Source organism: Streptomyces melanosporofaciens, from assembly GCF_900105695.1.
Taxonomy (GTDB): domain Bacteria; phylum Actinomycetota; class Actinomycetes; order Streptomycetales; family Streptomycetaceae; genus Streptomyces; species Streptomyces antimycoticus.
The window spans coordinates 398,990-413,109 of the sequence record NZ_FNST01000002.1; the positions used below are offsets into that span (position 1 = coordinate 398,990).

13 protein-coding genes are annotated in these 14,120 nt (G+C 68.9%); 2 read left to right on the forward strand and 11 right to left on the reverse strand.

The genetic code is table 11. From position 1 onward, the window contains the following. Positions 1-74: 74 nt before the first annotated feature. Together BLV72_RS04435 and BLV72_RS47795 are read left to right on the forward strand one after the other, a co-directional pair. Positions 75-800 (forward strand): GGDEF domain-containing protein, encoded by a 726-nt coding sequence (locus BLV72_RS04435; protein ID WP_167746312.1) that lies wholly within the window; start codon positions 75-77, stop codon positions 798-800. A gap of 566 nt (positions 801-1,366) precedes the next feature. Continuing rightward, entirely contained in the window at positions 1,367-1,714 is a 348-nt protein-coding gene (locus BLV72_RS47795; protein WP_167746313.1) for a winged helix-turn-helix transcriptional regulator, read from the forward strand. A gap of 63 nt (positions 1,715-1,777) precedes the next feature. On the opposite strand, the gene BLV72_RS04445 is transcribed toward BLV72_RS47795, so the two are convergent. The 11 genes from BLV72_RS04445 to BLV72_RS04500 all read right to left on the reverse strand — a co-directional run bounded on the left by BLV72_RS04445 (position 1,778) and on the right by BLV72_RS04500 (position 14,025). After that, positions 1,778-5,593, reverse strand: coding sequence for an nSTAND1 domain-containing NTPase (locus tag BLV72_RS04445; protein WP_093460430.1), 3,816 nt, complete (start codon positions 5,591-5,593; stop codon positions 1,778-1,780). Then, the gene (locus BLV72_RS04450) at positions 5,577-5,810 is read right to left on the reverse strand and encodes a hypothetical protein (protein ID WP_093460432.1); all 234 of its coding nucleotides are present in this window, start codon (positions 5,808-5,810) and stop codon (positions 5,577-5,579) included. Before BLV72_RS04450 ends, BLV72_RS04445 begins: the two co-directional genes overlap by 17 nt. Positions 5,811-6,220: 410 nt before the next feature. Next, positions 6,221-8,296, reverse strand: coding sequence for an AfsR/SARP family transcriptional regulator (locus BLV72_RS04455; RefSeq protein WP_143059753.1), 2,076 nt, complete (start codon positions 8,294-8,296; stop codon positions 6,221-6,223). A 17-nt stretch (positions 8,297-8,313) separates the two neighbouring features. Beyond that, on the reverse strand, positions 8,314-9,267 hold the full coding sequence (locus BLV72_RS47215) for a LysM peptidoglycan-binding domain-containing protein (RefSeq protein WP_143059754.1): 954 nt from the start codon (positions 9,265-9,267) through the stop codon (positions 8,314-8,316). 11 nt (positions 9,268-9,278) lie between these two features. Next, entirely contained in the window at positions 9,279-9,728 is a 450-nt protein-coding gene (locus BLV72_RS04470; RefSeq protein WP_244320650.1) for a TadE/TadG family type IV pilus assembly protein, read from the reverse strand. After that, positions 9,725-10,186: a TadE/TadG family type IV pilus assembly protein gene (locus BLV72_RS04475; protein ID WP_093460438.1), complete on the reverse strand. Its 462-nt coding sequence runs from the start codon at positions 10,184-10,186 to the stop codon at positions 9,725-9,727. The genes BLV72_RS04470 and BLV72_RS04475 overlap by 4 nt, the downstream gene beginning before the upstream one ends. Before the next feature lie 46 nt (positions 10,187-10,232). After that, the gene (locus BLV72_RS04480; protein ID WP_093460439.1) at positions 10,233-10,709 is read right to left on the reverse strand and encodes a TadE/TadG family type IV pilus assembly protein; all 477 of its coding nucleotides are present in this window, start codon (positions 10,707-10,709) and stop codon (positions 10,233-10,235) included. A gap of 9 nt (positions 10,710-10,718) precedes the next feature. Beyond that, entirely contained in the window at positions 10,719-10,913 is a 195-nt protein-coding gene (locus BLV72_RS04485) for a hypothetical protein (RefSeq protein ID WP_093460441.1), read from the reverse strand. Positions 10,914-10,937: 24 nt separating this feature from the next. Next, the gene (locus BLV72_RS04490) at positions 10,938-11,834 is read right to left on the reverse strand and encodes a type II secretion system F family protein (protein WP_093460443.1); all 897 of its coding nucleotides are present in this window, start codon (positions 11,832-11,834) and stop codon (positions 10,938-10,940) included. Further along, positions 11,831-12,724: a type II secretion system F family protein gene (locus BLV72_RS04495; RefSeq protein ID WP_208905536.1), complete on the reverse strand. Its 894-nt coding sequence runs from the start codon at positions 12,722-12,724 to the stop codon at positions 11,831-11,833. The genes BLV72_RS04490 and BLV72_RS04495 overlap by 4 nt, the downstream gene beginning before the upstream one ends. Further along, positions 12,721-14,025: a TadA family conjugal transfer-associated ATPase gene (locus tag BLV72_RS04500; protein WP_244320651.1), complete on the reverse strand. Its 1,305-nt coding sequence runs from the start codon at positions 14,023-14,025 to the stop codon at positions 12,721-12,723. Before BLV72_RS04500 ends, BLV72_RS04495 begins: the two co-directional genes overlap by 4 nt. Positions 14,026-14,120: the final 95 nt, after the last annotated feature.

Sequence of the window (14,120 nt, forward strand, 5' to 3'; positions counted from 1 at the left end):
TACCCAGAGGTGAAACGCAGCAGGAGGAACCTTCATTCGGAAGGGGTGCCTGCTGCCCGGCGTGCCAGACCCCTTTGACCGACGCGCTCACCGGCGTCCTCGACCGACGCAGATGGGACCACGACGCCTCTCAAGCACTACTCCAGGCCCGCCACAGGCCCTGGCCCCTGGCCCTGATCCTGGTCGATCTCGACCGTTTCAAGGACATCAATGACCTGTACGGCCACCCCGCAGGAGACGCCGTGCTCCGCGCCGCGGCAACGGCGCTACGGCATCACAGTGGCGAACGAGGCATCGTCGGCCGCTACGGGGGACACACCGGGGACGAGTTCCTCATCCTGCTGCCCGACACCAACCTGGAGGGCGCCCTGGCGGTCGCCCAGAACATCCAGGTCCACATCAGCAGCCTGTCCGTACACACTATGGCCAGCTGTGATTCGGCCGTGACCATCGCCGGATGGACCGTTTCGATGGGCGTGGCCGCCTGCACGGACTTGATCCCCGGCGACCTGTCCGAGCTGCTGCTGGAGTGTGACGTGGCATTGCGCGATGCCAAGCGCAGCGGAGGCAATCAGATCTGCATCGCAGGCTCGCAAGCCCCGACGTCCCACGGCGGGCGCAATCCGGCAGTCGAAGAGGTGCACCAGCTGGCCGACGGTGAGGTGTGCATTCCGCTCGCCCGCTACTTGCAGACCGCCCCCTCCACTTCCCGCTCACTTGTACTGTCGCCCGAGTCGGCCCAGCAGCTTCACGCCGACCTCACCGACGTGCTCCGCCAACTCGCCCGTGCAGAACGATGAACGGCCTCCGCCAGTGGCTGCCCGCATGGATTCCACCAAGAGGAAAACGCGAGGCCATCGCGACAGGCCTCTGGTGGGACGCGATTCGCACCTCGGCGGAAATTGGATACCAGGTCCTTGGCATCCTCCGTCCCCAGATCCGATGTACACCTGGCGCCGTTATCGCAGACCTGGAGGGCAGGGAGCCGCACCTGTACTTTCTCGTCCGACGTTCCACAGCCGACCATTGGAGCGCACCGGGCAGTCGTGCACTGGGCAAGGGCTGGTTCGTCGTTGTCCCCAGCCCTTCCCACACCGCCCCTCCGGGTCCGTACTGGGCTGTCCCGCCCTGTCCTGATGAACCGCTTCTGACCAGTCCCAGGTTTCTCCTCCTCGCCTTCCACCTGGTGGGCATGGAGAGGCAGTCGTCCAGGACACCCCGACAGCAACCATTAGCGTGGAAGGCACAAATGCCCCGCAGCGAGCATCACCGACTCCCAGCAACGCATAGCGCAGAGGACACCTCAGGCGCCGACGAGGCACCCAGAGACCACGTCTTCATCTTGAACCTGCGTCACGCTCTCCACATGATCAACGGAGAATGGATACCCGACGTCCTGGTCGCACTGGCAGAAGGCCCCAAACAGTACACCGGATTACTGGGCACAATCCGAGAAAAGACCCATGAAGATGGCTGGTCGGAAACTCGGCACCTCTACCTTCAAGAAAGCGTATTGAACCGGACCCTAAGGCGCCTGGAGCGAGAGGAACTCATCGAGCGCCACCGCGAGCCCACATTCCCCTACCGTGCCCGCTACCAACTGACGTCAGCTGCCGACGAGCTCCTGACAGCTCTCACACCACTGGCAGAGTGGCCCAAACAGCACGCGGACCTTGTGAACCGTGCCCGGCAAGCAGGGCTCAAGGGCCAATAATCAAGGAGCTGTCTACCTCAGCCTGGCCCCGTGAACGTCTTCGACGCTGGCCTCGCTGCTCTCTCAGTCGAATTCGACGGGGGTGGCGCAGATTCCGGTGTCGAACGCCATGACGTCGTCCTCTACTGCCGCCACCAGCGTGCCCTGCTCGCCGAGGGCGATGTTCCGGCACGTGCCGGGCAGATGCAGTTCGTCGACCAACCGGCCGGTCGTGAGTTCCCAGGTGCGCAGCCGTTGGTCGTCGCCGGCGGCGATGAGCATCCGTCGGCCGTCGTACATCCCGGTGACGACACTGTTGGTGGTGAGAGCGCCTGTGGCCAGGGTGCTCACGACAGCTCGGTCCACCGGATCCCAGACGTGCAGCGTCGTCTGACCTGTTGTGATCACAACGGGACGGTCCTCGACATCGCAGGCCGCGACTACGGCCGTGGTCGCGGATTCGCGCTTGGCGACTACCCGGCGTCCGGCCAGGTCGACGATCCATACCGTGGCCGTCTCATCGAATGGCTCCTGGCTGGTCACTGCCGCGTGAAGGCGTCCTTGCAGCCTGAACAGGGCAAGCTGCTTCATCGATGCCTCCAGCCGCATCGGTGCGCCCGCCGACTTCCCCGTGGCCAGGTCCCAAAAGCAGAGCTGGTGATCGCGGGTCGCGACCACCACCATCGGCCGGTCGCCGCGGTGGGCGACGGCAGCGGCCGTCCCGTACCCGTACGCGTACTCGAACGGGAGCGCCAGTGCTGTGCTATGTCCGCTGCCGGGGGACCAGGCTGTCAACGCACCGATTCCGCAGACCACCGTGAGCGGCTGCCCCCGCACCTCGGCGAGCGCGAGTGCGGATATGTACGTTCCGAACGGGAAGGACTGGGGAATCGGCCGTTCGGTGCGCAGGTCCCATGCGTAGACGGTGTCGTCCAGGGCGCCGGTGACCGCGATTCGCTGCCCGGCCCGTTCCAGGACGGCGACCTCGGTCACGGACCTGCTGTGCCCGGTGAGCGGGTCGCCGATGCGGCGATGCGTGGATTCGGCGAGGTCCCACAGCCGCACCGTGCCGTCCCAGCCGCCGACGCTCACCGCGACCGGATTGCCTTCGACCGTGGCGGTCGCGATGCCCATCGTCTCGCTGGTGTGCCCGGTCAGGGTGTCGCCGGTCGGACGCCAGTGCCGCAGATCCCATACGCGGATGGTGTTGTCGGTACGGCTGGGGCCATCGTGGTCGTTGCCCGCGCTGGTCACCATGATCGGGCGGCCGTCGCGTTCGATGACGGAGATGCCAGAGATGCACCAGCTGTGTCCGACAAGTGGGGGACCGAATTCGGCGCCCGTGTCCAGGTTCCAGCCTCGTACCGTGCCGTCATCGCCTCCAGTCCCGGTTAGAGCTGTCGGCGCGCCGTCCAGCATCGTCACTGCCAGCGAGTTGACCGACTCCGGTGTGGAGATCGTCCGGATACGCCGACGTTCCCGCAGGTCCCAGACATCGACGGTCTTCTCCAGCATCGTGCCGACCACAATCGCCCCGCGGCCGTCGAGCTTGGTCACCGTGACCGCGGAGGCCGTCTGAGCGGGCAGGGACTCACCGTCCTGGCGCTGGGTCCGCAGATCCCAGATCCGCACGGTGTCATCACCCACGGACACGGCGATCGGCCTGCCGTCGAGGTCGGTCACGGCCACCGAGCGGACCTTGGTTATGTGTCCGGTGAGCGGCTCGTCGATCTGCCGCTGCTCCCACAGGTCCCACATACGCAGCAGGCAGTCGTCGCCACCGGTGAGCACAATGGGGCGCCCGTCCAGCGTGCCGAGTGCGAGCGCGGTGACTCCCCTGCGGTACTTCCCGCGCGGGACGGCCCGGATCGTCGGGCCGATCGGGCGCTGTTCGGCCAGGTCCCACACCCGGATCGTGCCGTGGTAGCTCCCGCTCACCGCAATGGCGCGGCCGTCCACAGTGCCCGCCACGACCTCGTTGAGGGCGCCCTTGTGGCCATCGAGGGTAGCGATGTTCGCGGGGTGGATCTGCGTCCCCGTGGCGAACCGTACCGGCCATCCGGTCGTGAGGGCGTTGAACCAATCGTGCAGGTCGTGGGCGCCGAAGCGGGCCGCGTCGAGCGCGAGGATGCGGCAGCGGGTCTGATGATCGGCGTGGCGGTGCCGACTGCTGGACGCGCGGTAGCAGACCGCCGCCAGCCGGCCCGGTTCGGTGCGTGCCGCTGAGAGCAAGGCGAGCAGCGGGCTGGGATCGGCGTGGAGGAGGAAGCCGGCATCGGTGAGCAGCCGGTCCAGCTCTCCCGCGACAGCGGCGTGCTCGGCGAGGTGGGCGCGAGTGTAGGGAGCCGCCTGTTCCCATCGGCGCCAGCCCCCGGCGACAGGGACCCGGTCGTAGAGGGCGTCGGCGATGGCGCGGTCCGGGTGGCGCTCGTCGCACCGGGAGCGCAGGTGCTCGTCCAGTGCCTCGTGGTAGAGCCGGTAGGCGGGTTCGCCGTCGGGGCCGGTGGCGCGTTCGACCAGGTAGTTGGCGGCGCTGTGGAACACCCGGGTGAGCTCGGCAGTAGTCGGGGCGTGCCCGGGGTGCAGCGCGTCCGCGACCGCGAGCCAGGTGTCGTCGCGCGGCAGGCCGTCGCCGCGCGCGTACGCGAGCGCGGTCAGGAGCCGTTGGACGAACGGCTTCTCCTGGCCGAACGCGTCGAGGTACTTCTCCATCGCCTCGCCGATGGTCTCCGGCAGCACCCCGTCCAGCGCGGGGTCGGTGACCGGCGGGGTAGTGGGCAGCAGCAGCCAGCGGCTGGTGACCTGGGCGATCAGGAAGTTTCCGCGCGCCTTGGTGGCGATCGCGGCGGCGAGCGCACGGAGCCGCTCCCGGGGCAGGCCGCGGTAGCGGCCGTCGGCGTCCTCGCCTTCGAGGCGGCGCAGAACATATGCGGTGACATCATCGGGATGCCGGTAGGGCTCGGCGTCGAGGTCGACGGTCCGCACCGAGCGTCCGAAAGCGGCGAGCACGCGAGCACGGGCCGTGCCCGGCGGCGCGCTCCGCACACCGGCCACCACGCGTGTGCTGCCGGTGCACGCGAGCTCCCACAACAGGCGCGCGATCCGGTGGGCTTCCTCCAGTCCGGCGGCCTCCTCGACGGCGTCGGCCAGCACCACGAACGCACGCCCAGTGGCCTGTCGGCGCTCCCGCAGCGCGACCACGAGCTCCTCCTGGTCGGCCGCGGTCACACCAGCCAGCATCGCGAGCCTTTCGACCACCTCACTGCGTGTTCTGCCCTTGACATGCAGCGCGGCGTCGAACGCTCCCACGGGAGGACGGGGCCCTGCCTGAGACGGCCGCATCCGGGCCTCCCACACCGGATCGGCCGCGACCAGCAGGTGAGCCAAAACCGCGGACTTGCCCGTGCCCGGGCCACCGGTCACCAGCAGCAACGGCTCCGCCCCGGTGAGCCAGTCGCACACCGCCCGCCGGGCGGCGACGCGGCCGGTGAAGTACCAGGCGCCCGAGTCGGATTCGACCTCCGACCCGCGTGCCCGCGGCAGCCAGTGCGTCCTCAGGCTCGGGTCCAGGTCCAGCCGCCATCCCATCCGCTCACGCAGCCAGGGCCAGTGCTCGAGCAGCGCGGCGATGGGCAGCATCGGCAGGCCCGCCCCAGGGGCCACCACACCCACCACCGCGTCTGCATCGAGGTCGAACACCGGTGTCCCCGGCACCGTCGCCTCCACCCGCAGCGTGTGGTCGAGCACCGCATCAGGCGCGGCCAGCGGCGCCGGTACACACTCAACCGGCTCCGCCAGCCGCAACACCGTCGCTTCCGGCAGCCGGTGCGCGGGTCTGGCCACCACATCAGGCTGATCGGCGTACGGGAAGGTGATCAGCACCTCACCTTCGGGCACCACCCCCGCACGTCAGAACGTGCTCGGCGTCGATCAGCACGCCCGCGGTGTCCCCGAAGGCAGCAAGCCAGGGCGGTCGCTGCGCCAGCCTGTTCACGACCGTCACCGGCCGGGTGCGCGCGCCGTGGAAGTGGATGCCGCCGGTGATCGACCCCGCCTGCACCACGGATCCGTGCACCTCGCCGGACACGATGTTCACCGTGAGACCGTCGTCCCCCATAGGCCGGATAATTCCATCGACCACCGATCCGCGCAGGAATACGCGGACACATTCAGCCTCACGTGCTCCACTGACCCTTGCGGTGTGGTGCTCGCGTCAGGGTGCCGCGCGGGTCCCCGCAGCCCAGGCGTCGGGCCGCTCGACCTGGGCGCCAGGTGGCGGGCCGATGCGGGCTTTCAGCTCGTTGTGGGGTAGTCGGAGCGCGGATGGGGTGCGGTAGGGGCAGTTGCTCTGCCTGGCCGACCTCCGCCACATGCGTCTTGTGGCGGGAGCCAGTTCCGGCCCGGCTCGGTGGATTTCAGCGGCTGGCCCGCACCGTTCCCAGGCCTCATCTGCGTCCAGTCCATGTCGATGTGCATGGCCAGGGACGCCGCCCAAACCGGTCGTGCTCCAAGGCCAGTGCCGCAGAGTTACCGGCTGCTGACTCCACCTGATCTGTGATGCGAGCCTGCCCTGGGCTGTGGGTCCAACGGTCGCCTCGATGAATCTACGACCTTGCGCGCTTCTGGCTGCTGGTCTTCGAAACGGTGGACCTCAGCCAGCCCTGCCCGAGAGCTATCGGCAGAATCAGAACGCCGGAGGAACTCGCACAGGGACACTGTCTCTTGACTGGGATCTTCGTCCAGTTCACCGAGGGTCTTGGTGAGCAGAGCAAGCGTCCGTGCGACAGCGTCACGCTGGCCGAGGCGGGCCTGGAGGCGGGCGATGCCTGTGTAGAGGGCCTCGTTGTAGCGGTCGAGCGTGCGAGCACGCTCGAGCAGGATGAGGGCCTGCTGCGGGTCGGTGTCGTCGAGTGTGTGGGCGAGGGCGCTGAAGGCGTCGAGCACGTCGCGGCGCAGGGCTTCACGAGGCGCCTCGATCCATTCAGCGGTGACGTCTTCGGCCAGGTCGCCTCGGTAGAGCTCGCCTAGGCGCTGCGCGGCGGCGAGGCGGTGCTCGTAGCTGTGACCAGGACGAGCGGCATCGAGGGATTCGTACGCCTCCCAGAGGTCGACGCTGACGCGCTCAGGATCGAGGGTGTAGGGGCCGTCCTGGCGGGCGATCGCCTCGGCCAGTGCCTCTTTGTGGGTCGCGGTGCGCAGCGCCCGGCGTAGTTGGCTCAGTGTGGCGTGGAGGGCGTTGTATGGACGGTCTGCGGGTGCCTCCGGCCACAGGGCTGCGGTGAGTGTCTCGCGGCGCGCTCCGTTGGGGTGCAGAGCGAGGAAGGCCAGGACTTCGCGCTGGCGGGGTGCGAGGGCGCTGGTGATGTCTTGGTGGTTGTCGTCGTGATGATGGACCACTTGGAGATTGCCGAGGAGGTTGAGCCTCAGTGGGGTGTCAGCTGGTGTGCTGCTGCGAGCCTGGTGAGGGCGCTGTGGTGTCGCCTCAGCAATGTTTCGCGAGTCCTGTGGTAGCCGCTCGCCGCGGTCAGGATCTCCAGTGCTTGTAGTGCCCTCTGGTTCTGCGTGCGGGGCGGCCGGTGGCTGTCGGGTATGCGTGTTGGGGGGCGAGGGTGCCTGACTGTTGGGCTCAGGAGCTGACGTTGGCGGTGGCTCGGTATCGAGGAGCTCGGCGCTGTCGGTGCTGGGCGAGTTGCTTGGCGACAGCGCCGTGGTGCGGTCCGTGGGCTCCGGGCTTGAGGGGGTGTGTTTCGCCCGCGAGGTGCTACTTGCTCCCTCTCGGCATGAGTCGCGGGTGGGCGGTTCGGCTACGGCAGGGAGTTCGTGGCGTGGCGGGTCGGCTTCGCCGAGCAGGTTCAGCAGGGCTTGGCTGTCCGGAGGTGGGACGGTGAACAGCCAAGTGCCTTCGAGGGAGTTGGTCAGAGAGGTGCTGGTGGCCGCAACGGTGCCGTCTGTGCGTATGCGGACAGTTGCTCCGGGGCGCCACTGGCCGATGAGCACCCCGGCTAGGCCAAGGGTTGAGCCGTTGTCCAAGACAGCCTGCAGACGTCTGTGCAGATGTGGGGCGGGCGTGGCGACCAGCACGAGTTCTTCCGTGCGCGGTGTCGCAGTGTCGGCGTCTGTGTGGGCACGGGTGAGGAGTTCGGATTCCATCCTGTCCAGGGCCATGTCTAGGTGGTCGACGATATGCAGTCGCCCGAGTTGCGGCGCTGGGGTGTGGTCTTCGCCGACCAACAGGTGGAGATCGTGGACGGGGATGAGGATGTCCGGAGCTGGTTGAGGGCCGTGTTGCTCGGCGAGGAGGGTGACGACCAGGGCCCGGACGGCGTCGAGCGCTCCGGGGCCAACCAGCCCCAGGCCGCGGGTGCGCGCCAGATCCAGGGCGAGGGCCTGGCCATCCTTGGTGCCGATGATCCGCCCCTCTTTCGGCAGCGCGGCCCGGGCCGGCCGTTGTATTGGTGCTGTGACGCGAGCCGGGTTAGAACGCGGGTCGGACGGGTTGGGGGCGTTGGGAAAGTGGGTCTGGTCGTTGGCGATGCGGAGGGCGCGGACTACGGGGGCGATGGTGAGGTCCTCGCGTCGGCCGCTACCGGGGCGGTAGCGCACGCGGCGCCGCCGCCGTACTAACAGCCAGGCAGCAGTGATCGAGGTGGCCAGCCCGAGGCCGACGAACGCTCCGCTGGGCAGGGAGACGCCCAGACCAGGATCGTTATGGTGCGTGGGGTTGTCGGGGGCGTGTGCGGGAAGCTGCGGATGGGACGGGGCAGGCTGGGTGCTTGGCGGCTGGGGGTGGGGTGGGGAGGGGAGGATGGGGGAGGTTTTGGGGCGCCGGGGGTGGAGTGGTGGTCGTGATCGGGGAGAGGGGGGCGGGGTGTGTTGGGGAGATGGAGGATCCAGCCGGGTCGGATGAGCCCTGGGGTGGTCAGGGCTCGGCCGTCTGGCTGGGGGCGGCCTTCGTTGCGGGCATAGATCTTGGGCCACAGGTGCCCATCGCCCAGTTCCCGTTCCGCGATGCGCCACAGGCTGTCGTAGACGCCATCGCGCGGCGGGCGTACCACGACCCTCCCCGGCGCTGCCTGCGATGTCTTCTCTGCCTGACTCGACACCGGTTGTGCGAGGACTGGTGAGCTGGTGGGGGTCGCGGTGCGGTCGACCACGGTGGTGGACTGGGTAGGAACGCTCTGAGGGGCGGATCGGCTCGTGGCGAGGGCCAGGACGACGGTTCCTACGAGCGCGGTGGCCAGGGCATGCACCAGACCTGCCGGACGGATCTCGGGCCACGCGGTTGTGCGCACCATGTCGAGGGTGGTGCGGACGACGTCGAGGACGAAGACCGCCCATGTGGGCCACAGCAGGCAGGCCAGGGTGTTGAGCAGGAAGGAGGTGCTCAACGGGGCGAGTAGGAGATCCTGGATCTCGGTCCAGGTCGTCAGGTGGCCTGGCAGCGGCCAGCCGACGAAGCGCACCAGTCCCCAAGGGATGCCGACCGCCAAGGTCAGGAGAAAGAGGGCGGCCAGCAGTGCACGGGCCGCTCGATAGAACTGGCGCAGTTGCCGGTGGTGAACCCGTTGGGCCATATCCGCGCCTCTTACCGTTCGGGTGCGCTGACACCGTGGCGGGGGCGGGCGGTGCCGGACCCGGTCACGGTCAGCGTATCGAGGCCCGCGGCTTGGAGCAGTTGCGTGGGCTGTTGCACGGTGACGGCGACTGTCACTGTCCGCTCCGTGGCCGTCACTGTGCCCGTGTCGCCGGTGGTGGCGAGGTAGCGGTAGGCCAAAGCACGGGCCTGATCACGTTGGAGGCGTACCGTGCCGTCAGCCCGGTAGGCATCCAGATCGATTGCCTGGGCGCCGGCGCGGGCGGCTTCCTGTGCCTCGCCGAGGGTGCGGATCTTCGTGGCGAGGGCCAGGCCGCCGTCGACGGCCAGGCCGGCGAACAGCACGACCAGCGCCGTGATGACGACGACGAACACAGTGATCTGCCCATGGTCATCGGTCAGGCCACGTCCAAGAGAGATGGAACCGCCCTCTTCACTCACGGGCCCTCCTGCGGAGAGTCGACGGAGGTCGCCGTGGCGGCGCCGGGAGCTCTGCCGCGGTAGACATCAACCGGCGCGGCGAAACGGGCTTGGAGCACCGTGGTGCCGGGGAGTTGGAGCAGCGCGAGATCGTGCAGGCCGACCGTGCAGGAGACGGTGACGGTCACCGTCGAGCCGGGTTGCAGGCTGCCGCGGGCGTCCACGGTGAGGGACTGGCAGGCGATCCCCGCCCGGTCCAGTGCTGCGGTGGCTGTGGAGCGGGCCTGCCGGGCGGCGGTGGACGGACTGCGCGCCTGGCTTGCGGCGCGGGTGGCTTGATGCGCGGCGTCCTCAAGGCGCAATCGTGCGTCGGGCAGTCGCGAGCAGTAGACGAGGAACCACAGCGCCAGGAGCAGGACCGGGATGAGCAGGACGAGCTCGGCTGTCGCTGATCCCTGGTCACCACGGAGAGCACGCATCAGCCCGCTCCGTGGTTTGACGAGGAGGCACGTGCAGTGGGGTGGCTCATGGCGCGGCCTGGTCGGCAAGGTGGAACTTCTCCACCGGGCCGGCCGCTTCTGCGTGGACCGGCAGATGCAGGAACGGCACGACACTGGTGGCGGTTCCCTCCACGCGCACCGAGGCGCTCTCCACGTCACGGGTCACGCTGATGTGCGCGCCGCGCAATGGCCCGTGGCCGAGTTGGTCCAGGACCTGCTGGGCGTCGGATCTGCCGGACTGGGCGGTGCCGTCTTCCACCCGAGTGGCGGACAGGGCGTGTGAGGCGGTGGCCTGCGCCATGTGGGTGGCGTGTGCCCACACGGTGATCTGCGCGATCAGCAGGACCAGGGTGAACAGCAGCGGCAAGACGAGCACGATCTCGGTGGTGACCGCCCCGCGGTCACCCCGATCCCGCTCCAACAGCCGCCGTCTGCCTGGGAGGCGGCGGCTTGGTGCGAGGTCATCGGAATGGGGCCGGTGGAGGTCGGCGATGGTTGCCATGCGGGTGGCCTACTTCCGCCCTATGTGTATGTTGCGGGCCGCGTCGATGATGTCCGGGCCGATCAGCGCGCCGACGGACACGGCGAGCGTGGAGAGGATCGCGATCCAGATCACGGCCTCAGAGGTGTATCCACGGTCATCGTTGGCCAGCCTGCGTAGCAGGGCGGCGGCGCGCGTCGTGATCGAGTTCGGCAGTGCGGGCACAGTGCCTCCTTCTCAGCGTGGGGTTTACAGCGAGGTGGTGACGTGGGTCAGGGCGGGGTAGAACACGAAGACGATGAAGCCGACCGCCATGAGCGCCGCTGGCAAGGTCATCCGTTCGGTCGCCGCGTTGGCCTCAGCCTCGGCCTCGCTGCCTCCTTGGTGGCGCAGCGCAGTGGCCTTGGCCGCCAGGGAGGCGCGGACTTTGGCGCCTTCGGTGCCGGCCAGGGAGAGTGCGGCGGCGAGCTCGGACAACTCATTGATCTCCAGCTCATCGCCGAGCTGTCCCAGGGGCTGCCAGGGGGAGGTGCGGGTGAGCCGGGCGATATCCAGTGCACGGCCCAGTTGTTGGAAGGCCCAGCCGTGCCCGACCTTGGCCGCGTCCGCGAGCGCCCCCTCGACTCCGGCGCCTCCGGCGAGCAGGAGGTGGACGAGGTCCAGGAAGGCGCCAAGCGCGTGACGGAAGGCCGCCCTGCGCTTGACTGCTTCGGAGCGCACCATGATGTCCGGTAGGAGAAAGCCACCCACCGCCAACGCCAGCGCTCCGGCCAGGGGCATGGTCCACGGGAGGGAACGACCGCCGAGGGTCAGGAGGAGCTCGACCGCCGCGGGGAGCAGCAGGCCGGTCAGGGCCAGCGCGGCCTTTTCGGCCAGGTGGATCTCGACCGAGCGCTCGGTGATCGCCAGATCCTTGTTGAGCGAGCTATGGGGCAATCCCAGATGCCGCATTCCCCCGACGAAGGGCCGCCCCAGGTGCTGTGCCCACCCTCCGGTACCCGTACGGGCGACGATCGGCGGCGAGGCGGGTTCGGCGCGCAGGTGGGTGATGAGCGCGTCCAGGGGCGGGCGGGGCGGAATGAGCCACACCCCAAGCGCCCACAACCCCACACCCACACCGGCGGACAGCGCGATGAGCACAATCACCGGCTCACCCCCTGGTACTCGGCGGCGTCGCCCTGTGGTTCTGGCGTGAGGAATCGTTCAGGCTCTTCGATCCGGGCCATCCGGCGCAGCCAGGCGAACCCGACTGTGAAGATCGCCCCGATTAGCAGCAGGATCAGCTGTCCGGTGGCGGAGTCGTACGGGCTCAGGAATTCCGGGTTGAGCAGGGTCAGCCCCCCGGCGAAGACCAACGTGGTGGCCACTACCACGCGGACGGTGGTGCGCATCCGGGTGCGGCTGGCGTCGACCCGCTGGCGCATCTGGACCTGGGTGCGGGCGGTGGCGGCCAGCTCGCCCAGCAGGGGCGTGAGCTGACGCGCTTGGTGCTCTGAGGCCAACATGAGGGCGGCGATCACCAGATCGGCGGTCGGGTCGTCCAGGTCGGCCTGCAACCGCCGCAGTCCCGCAGTCAGGCGTTCTCCGCCAGCCAGCCGGGCCGACAGGCCCAGCACGTGGGGGCGGATAGCCCTGGGCGTGGTGTGTGCGGTGGCCATGATGGTCTGCTCCAGACCGGCCGCGGCGGCGAGGGTATCGCGGAGCATCTCGGTCCACCCGGCTATGCCCTCGATCCGGGCGGTCTGCTGCTGATCGGCCCTGGTCGCCTCCAGGATGCGCGGCACGCTCCAGGTGGCCATCGCTGCCAGCAGCGCCCCGATTACCCAGCCGGTGACGCCTCCCACCAGCACCCCGGCCGCACCGGCCGCGGCCATCCACCACCGCGTCCGCGCTGGCTGACGCACCGAGCGGCGCGGGCGTCGGCGCCACGTTCGGGCATCGGTCGGGAGACTGCCGCGCCAGGCACTGACCAGCACGATCAGGCCGGTGGCCGCCCCAAGTCCGCACAGGCCGAGCAGGGCTGCGTAGCCGTTCATGACCGCCACACCCATTCCGGGCGCTTGAGCAGCCCTGCGTCGAATCCGGCGGCGGCAAGGTCTTCTTCCGTCTCGGCACGCAGCGGGGCCCCGGGCACCGCTCGGCCGTCCGGGCCGGGGCGGAAGACTTCGTTGGATACCACCTGCTTGTCGTCGGCGTCGACCACTTCCCTCACCGAGGCCACCACCCGGCCTCCGCCTCGCCCTGTATCCAGGTGGACCACGAAGTGCAGGGCGGAGGCGAGGAGGAGGTTCGTGGCTTCCAGTGGGAGCTTCTCCGGGCCCTGGACGGCGTAGGCGGCCAGTTTGGTGAAGGCCCCGCGGCTGGTGGAAGCGTGGAGAGTGCCCATGGAGCCGTCGTTTCCCTGGCTCATGGCGTTGCACATCGGGATGACCTCAGGTCCGCGGACCTCTCCGACGATGACGCGGTCCGGGGACATCCGCAGTGCCCATCGCACCAGTTCGGCCTGGGTGACGGCTCCTTGGCCCTCGACATTGGCCTCGCGTGCCTGCATCGCCACCACATCGGGATGCCGCTGGCTGTCGGCGTCCAGGCCGAGTTCAAAGGTGTCTTCGATCGTGATCAGCCTTTCCCACGGGGGGATCTCGCTGGCCAGGGCGCGCAGCATGGTGGTCTTGCCCATCACCGTGCCGCCGGTGATCAGCACGTTCTTCCGCGCGTGGACCATGGCACGGAGGAACGACGCCAAGGCCTGGTCGACCGTCCCCAGCTCACGCAGCTCGGCGAGCGTGACCTTCTCAAAGCGATGTCGTCGGATCGACAGGGACGGGCGAGCGGTGACCGCCATCACGGCAAAGGCTCGCTCCCCGCCGGGCAAATGGAAACTGACCCCCGGCGTCCCCCGGTCGAAGCGCCGTTCCTCCACTCCGGAGCGTGCGGCCAGATCGCGAATGAGTTCAATCAGCTCGGTGTCCGACCCCGTCACGGCAGGCAGCTGCTCGCGCCGGCCGTCAGCGTAGCGGACGAAGACCCGGTCCCCGGTGACGTTGATGTTCTCGATCTCCGGGTTGCGCAGCAGCGGCTCCAGCCCGGCCAGGCCGAAGACCTCATCCAGTACTTGCGTCAGGATCTGCTGTTCGGTCTCCGGCGGTACGACGCTGCCACCGCGGCTCAGTTGGATGCGCGTGTGCTCCTCGGCGGCCGCGGCCAGGATCGCATCCGCCTGCCTGCGACGCTCGCTCGCCGGAACCTCCCGACGGCCCGCTTCCTCGTCAGCTCGGATGCGCTCGGACAGACGCGCGGAAAGCTCCCGTCGCAGCTTGCGCCGCAGTTTTTCCACAGGAGAATCCACAGGCACTCCGGCACCTACCAGATCGGCTGGCCCAGGAAGTCTCACTCCTGGCTCCCGGTGCCATTCCCTCCCCCGGTCCTGCT

Coding starts and splice junctions, on each gene's coding strand:
- BLV72_RS04450 (WP_093460432.1), bottom strand. CDS start 5,810: ATGGGGGACGACGGTCTCACGGTGAACATCGTGTCCGGCGAGGTGCAC.
- BLV72_RS47795 (WP_167746313.1), top strand. CDS start 1,367: ATGATCAACGGAGAATGGATACCCGACGTCCTGGTCGCACTGGCAGAA.
- BLV72_RS04475 (WP_093460438.1), bottom strand. CDS start 10,186: ATGCGTGCTCTCCGTGGTGACCAGGGATCAGCGACAGCCGAGCTCGTC.
- BLV72_RS04480 (WP_093460439.1), bottom strand. CDS start 10,709: ATGGCAACCATCGCCGACCTCCACCGGCCCCATTCCGATGACCTCGCA.
- BLV72_RS04495 (WP_208905536.1), bottom strand. CDS start 12,724: ATGAACGGCTACGCAGCCCTGCTCGGCCTGTGCGGACTTGGGGCGGCC.
- BLV72_RS47215 (WP_143059754.1), bottom strand. CDS start 9,267: ATGGCCCAACGGGTTCACCACCGGCAACTGCGCCAGTTCTATCGAGCG.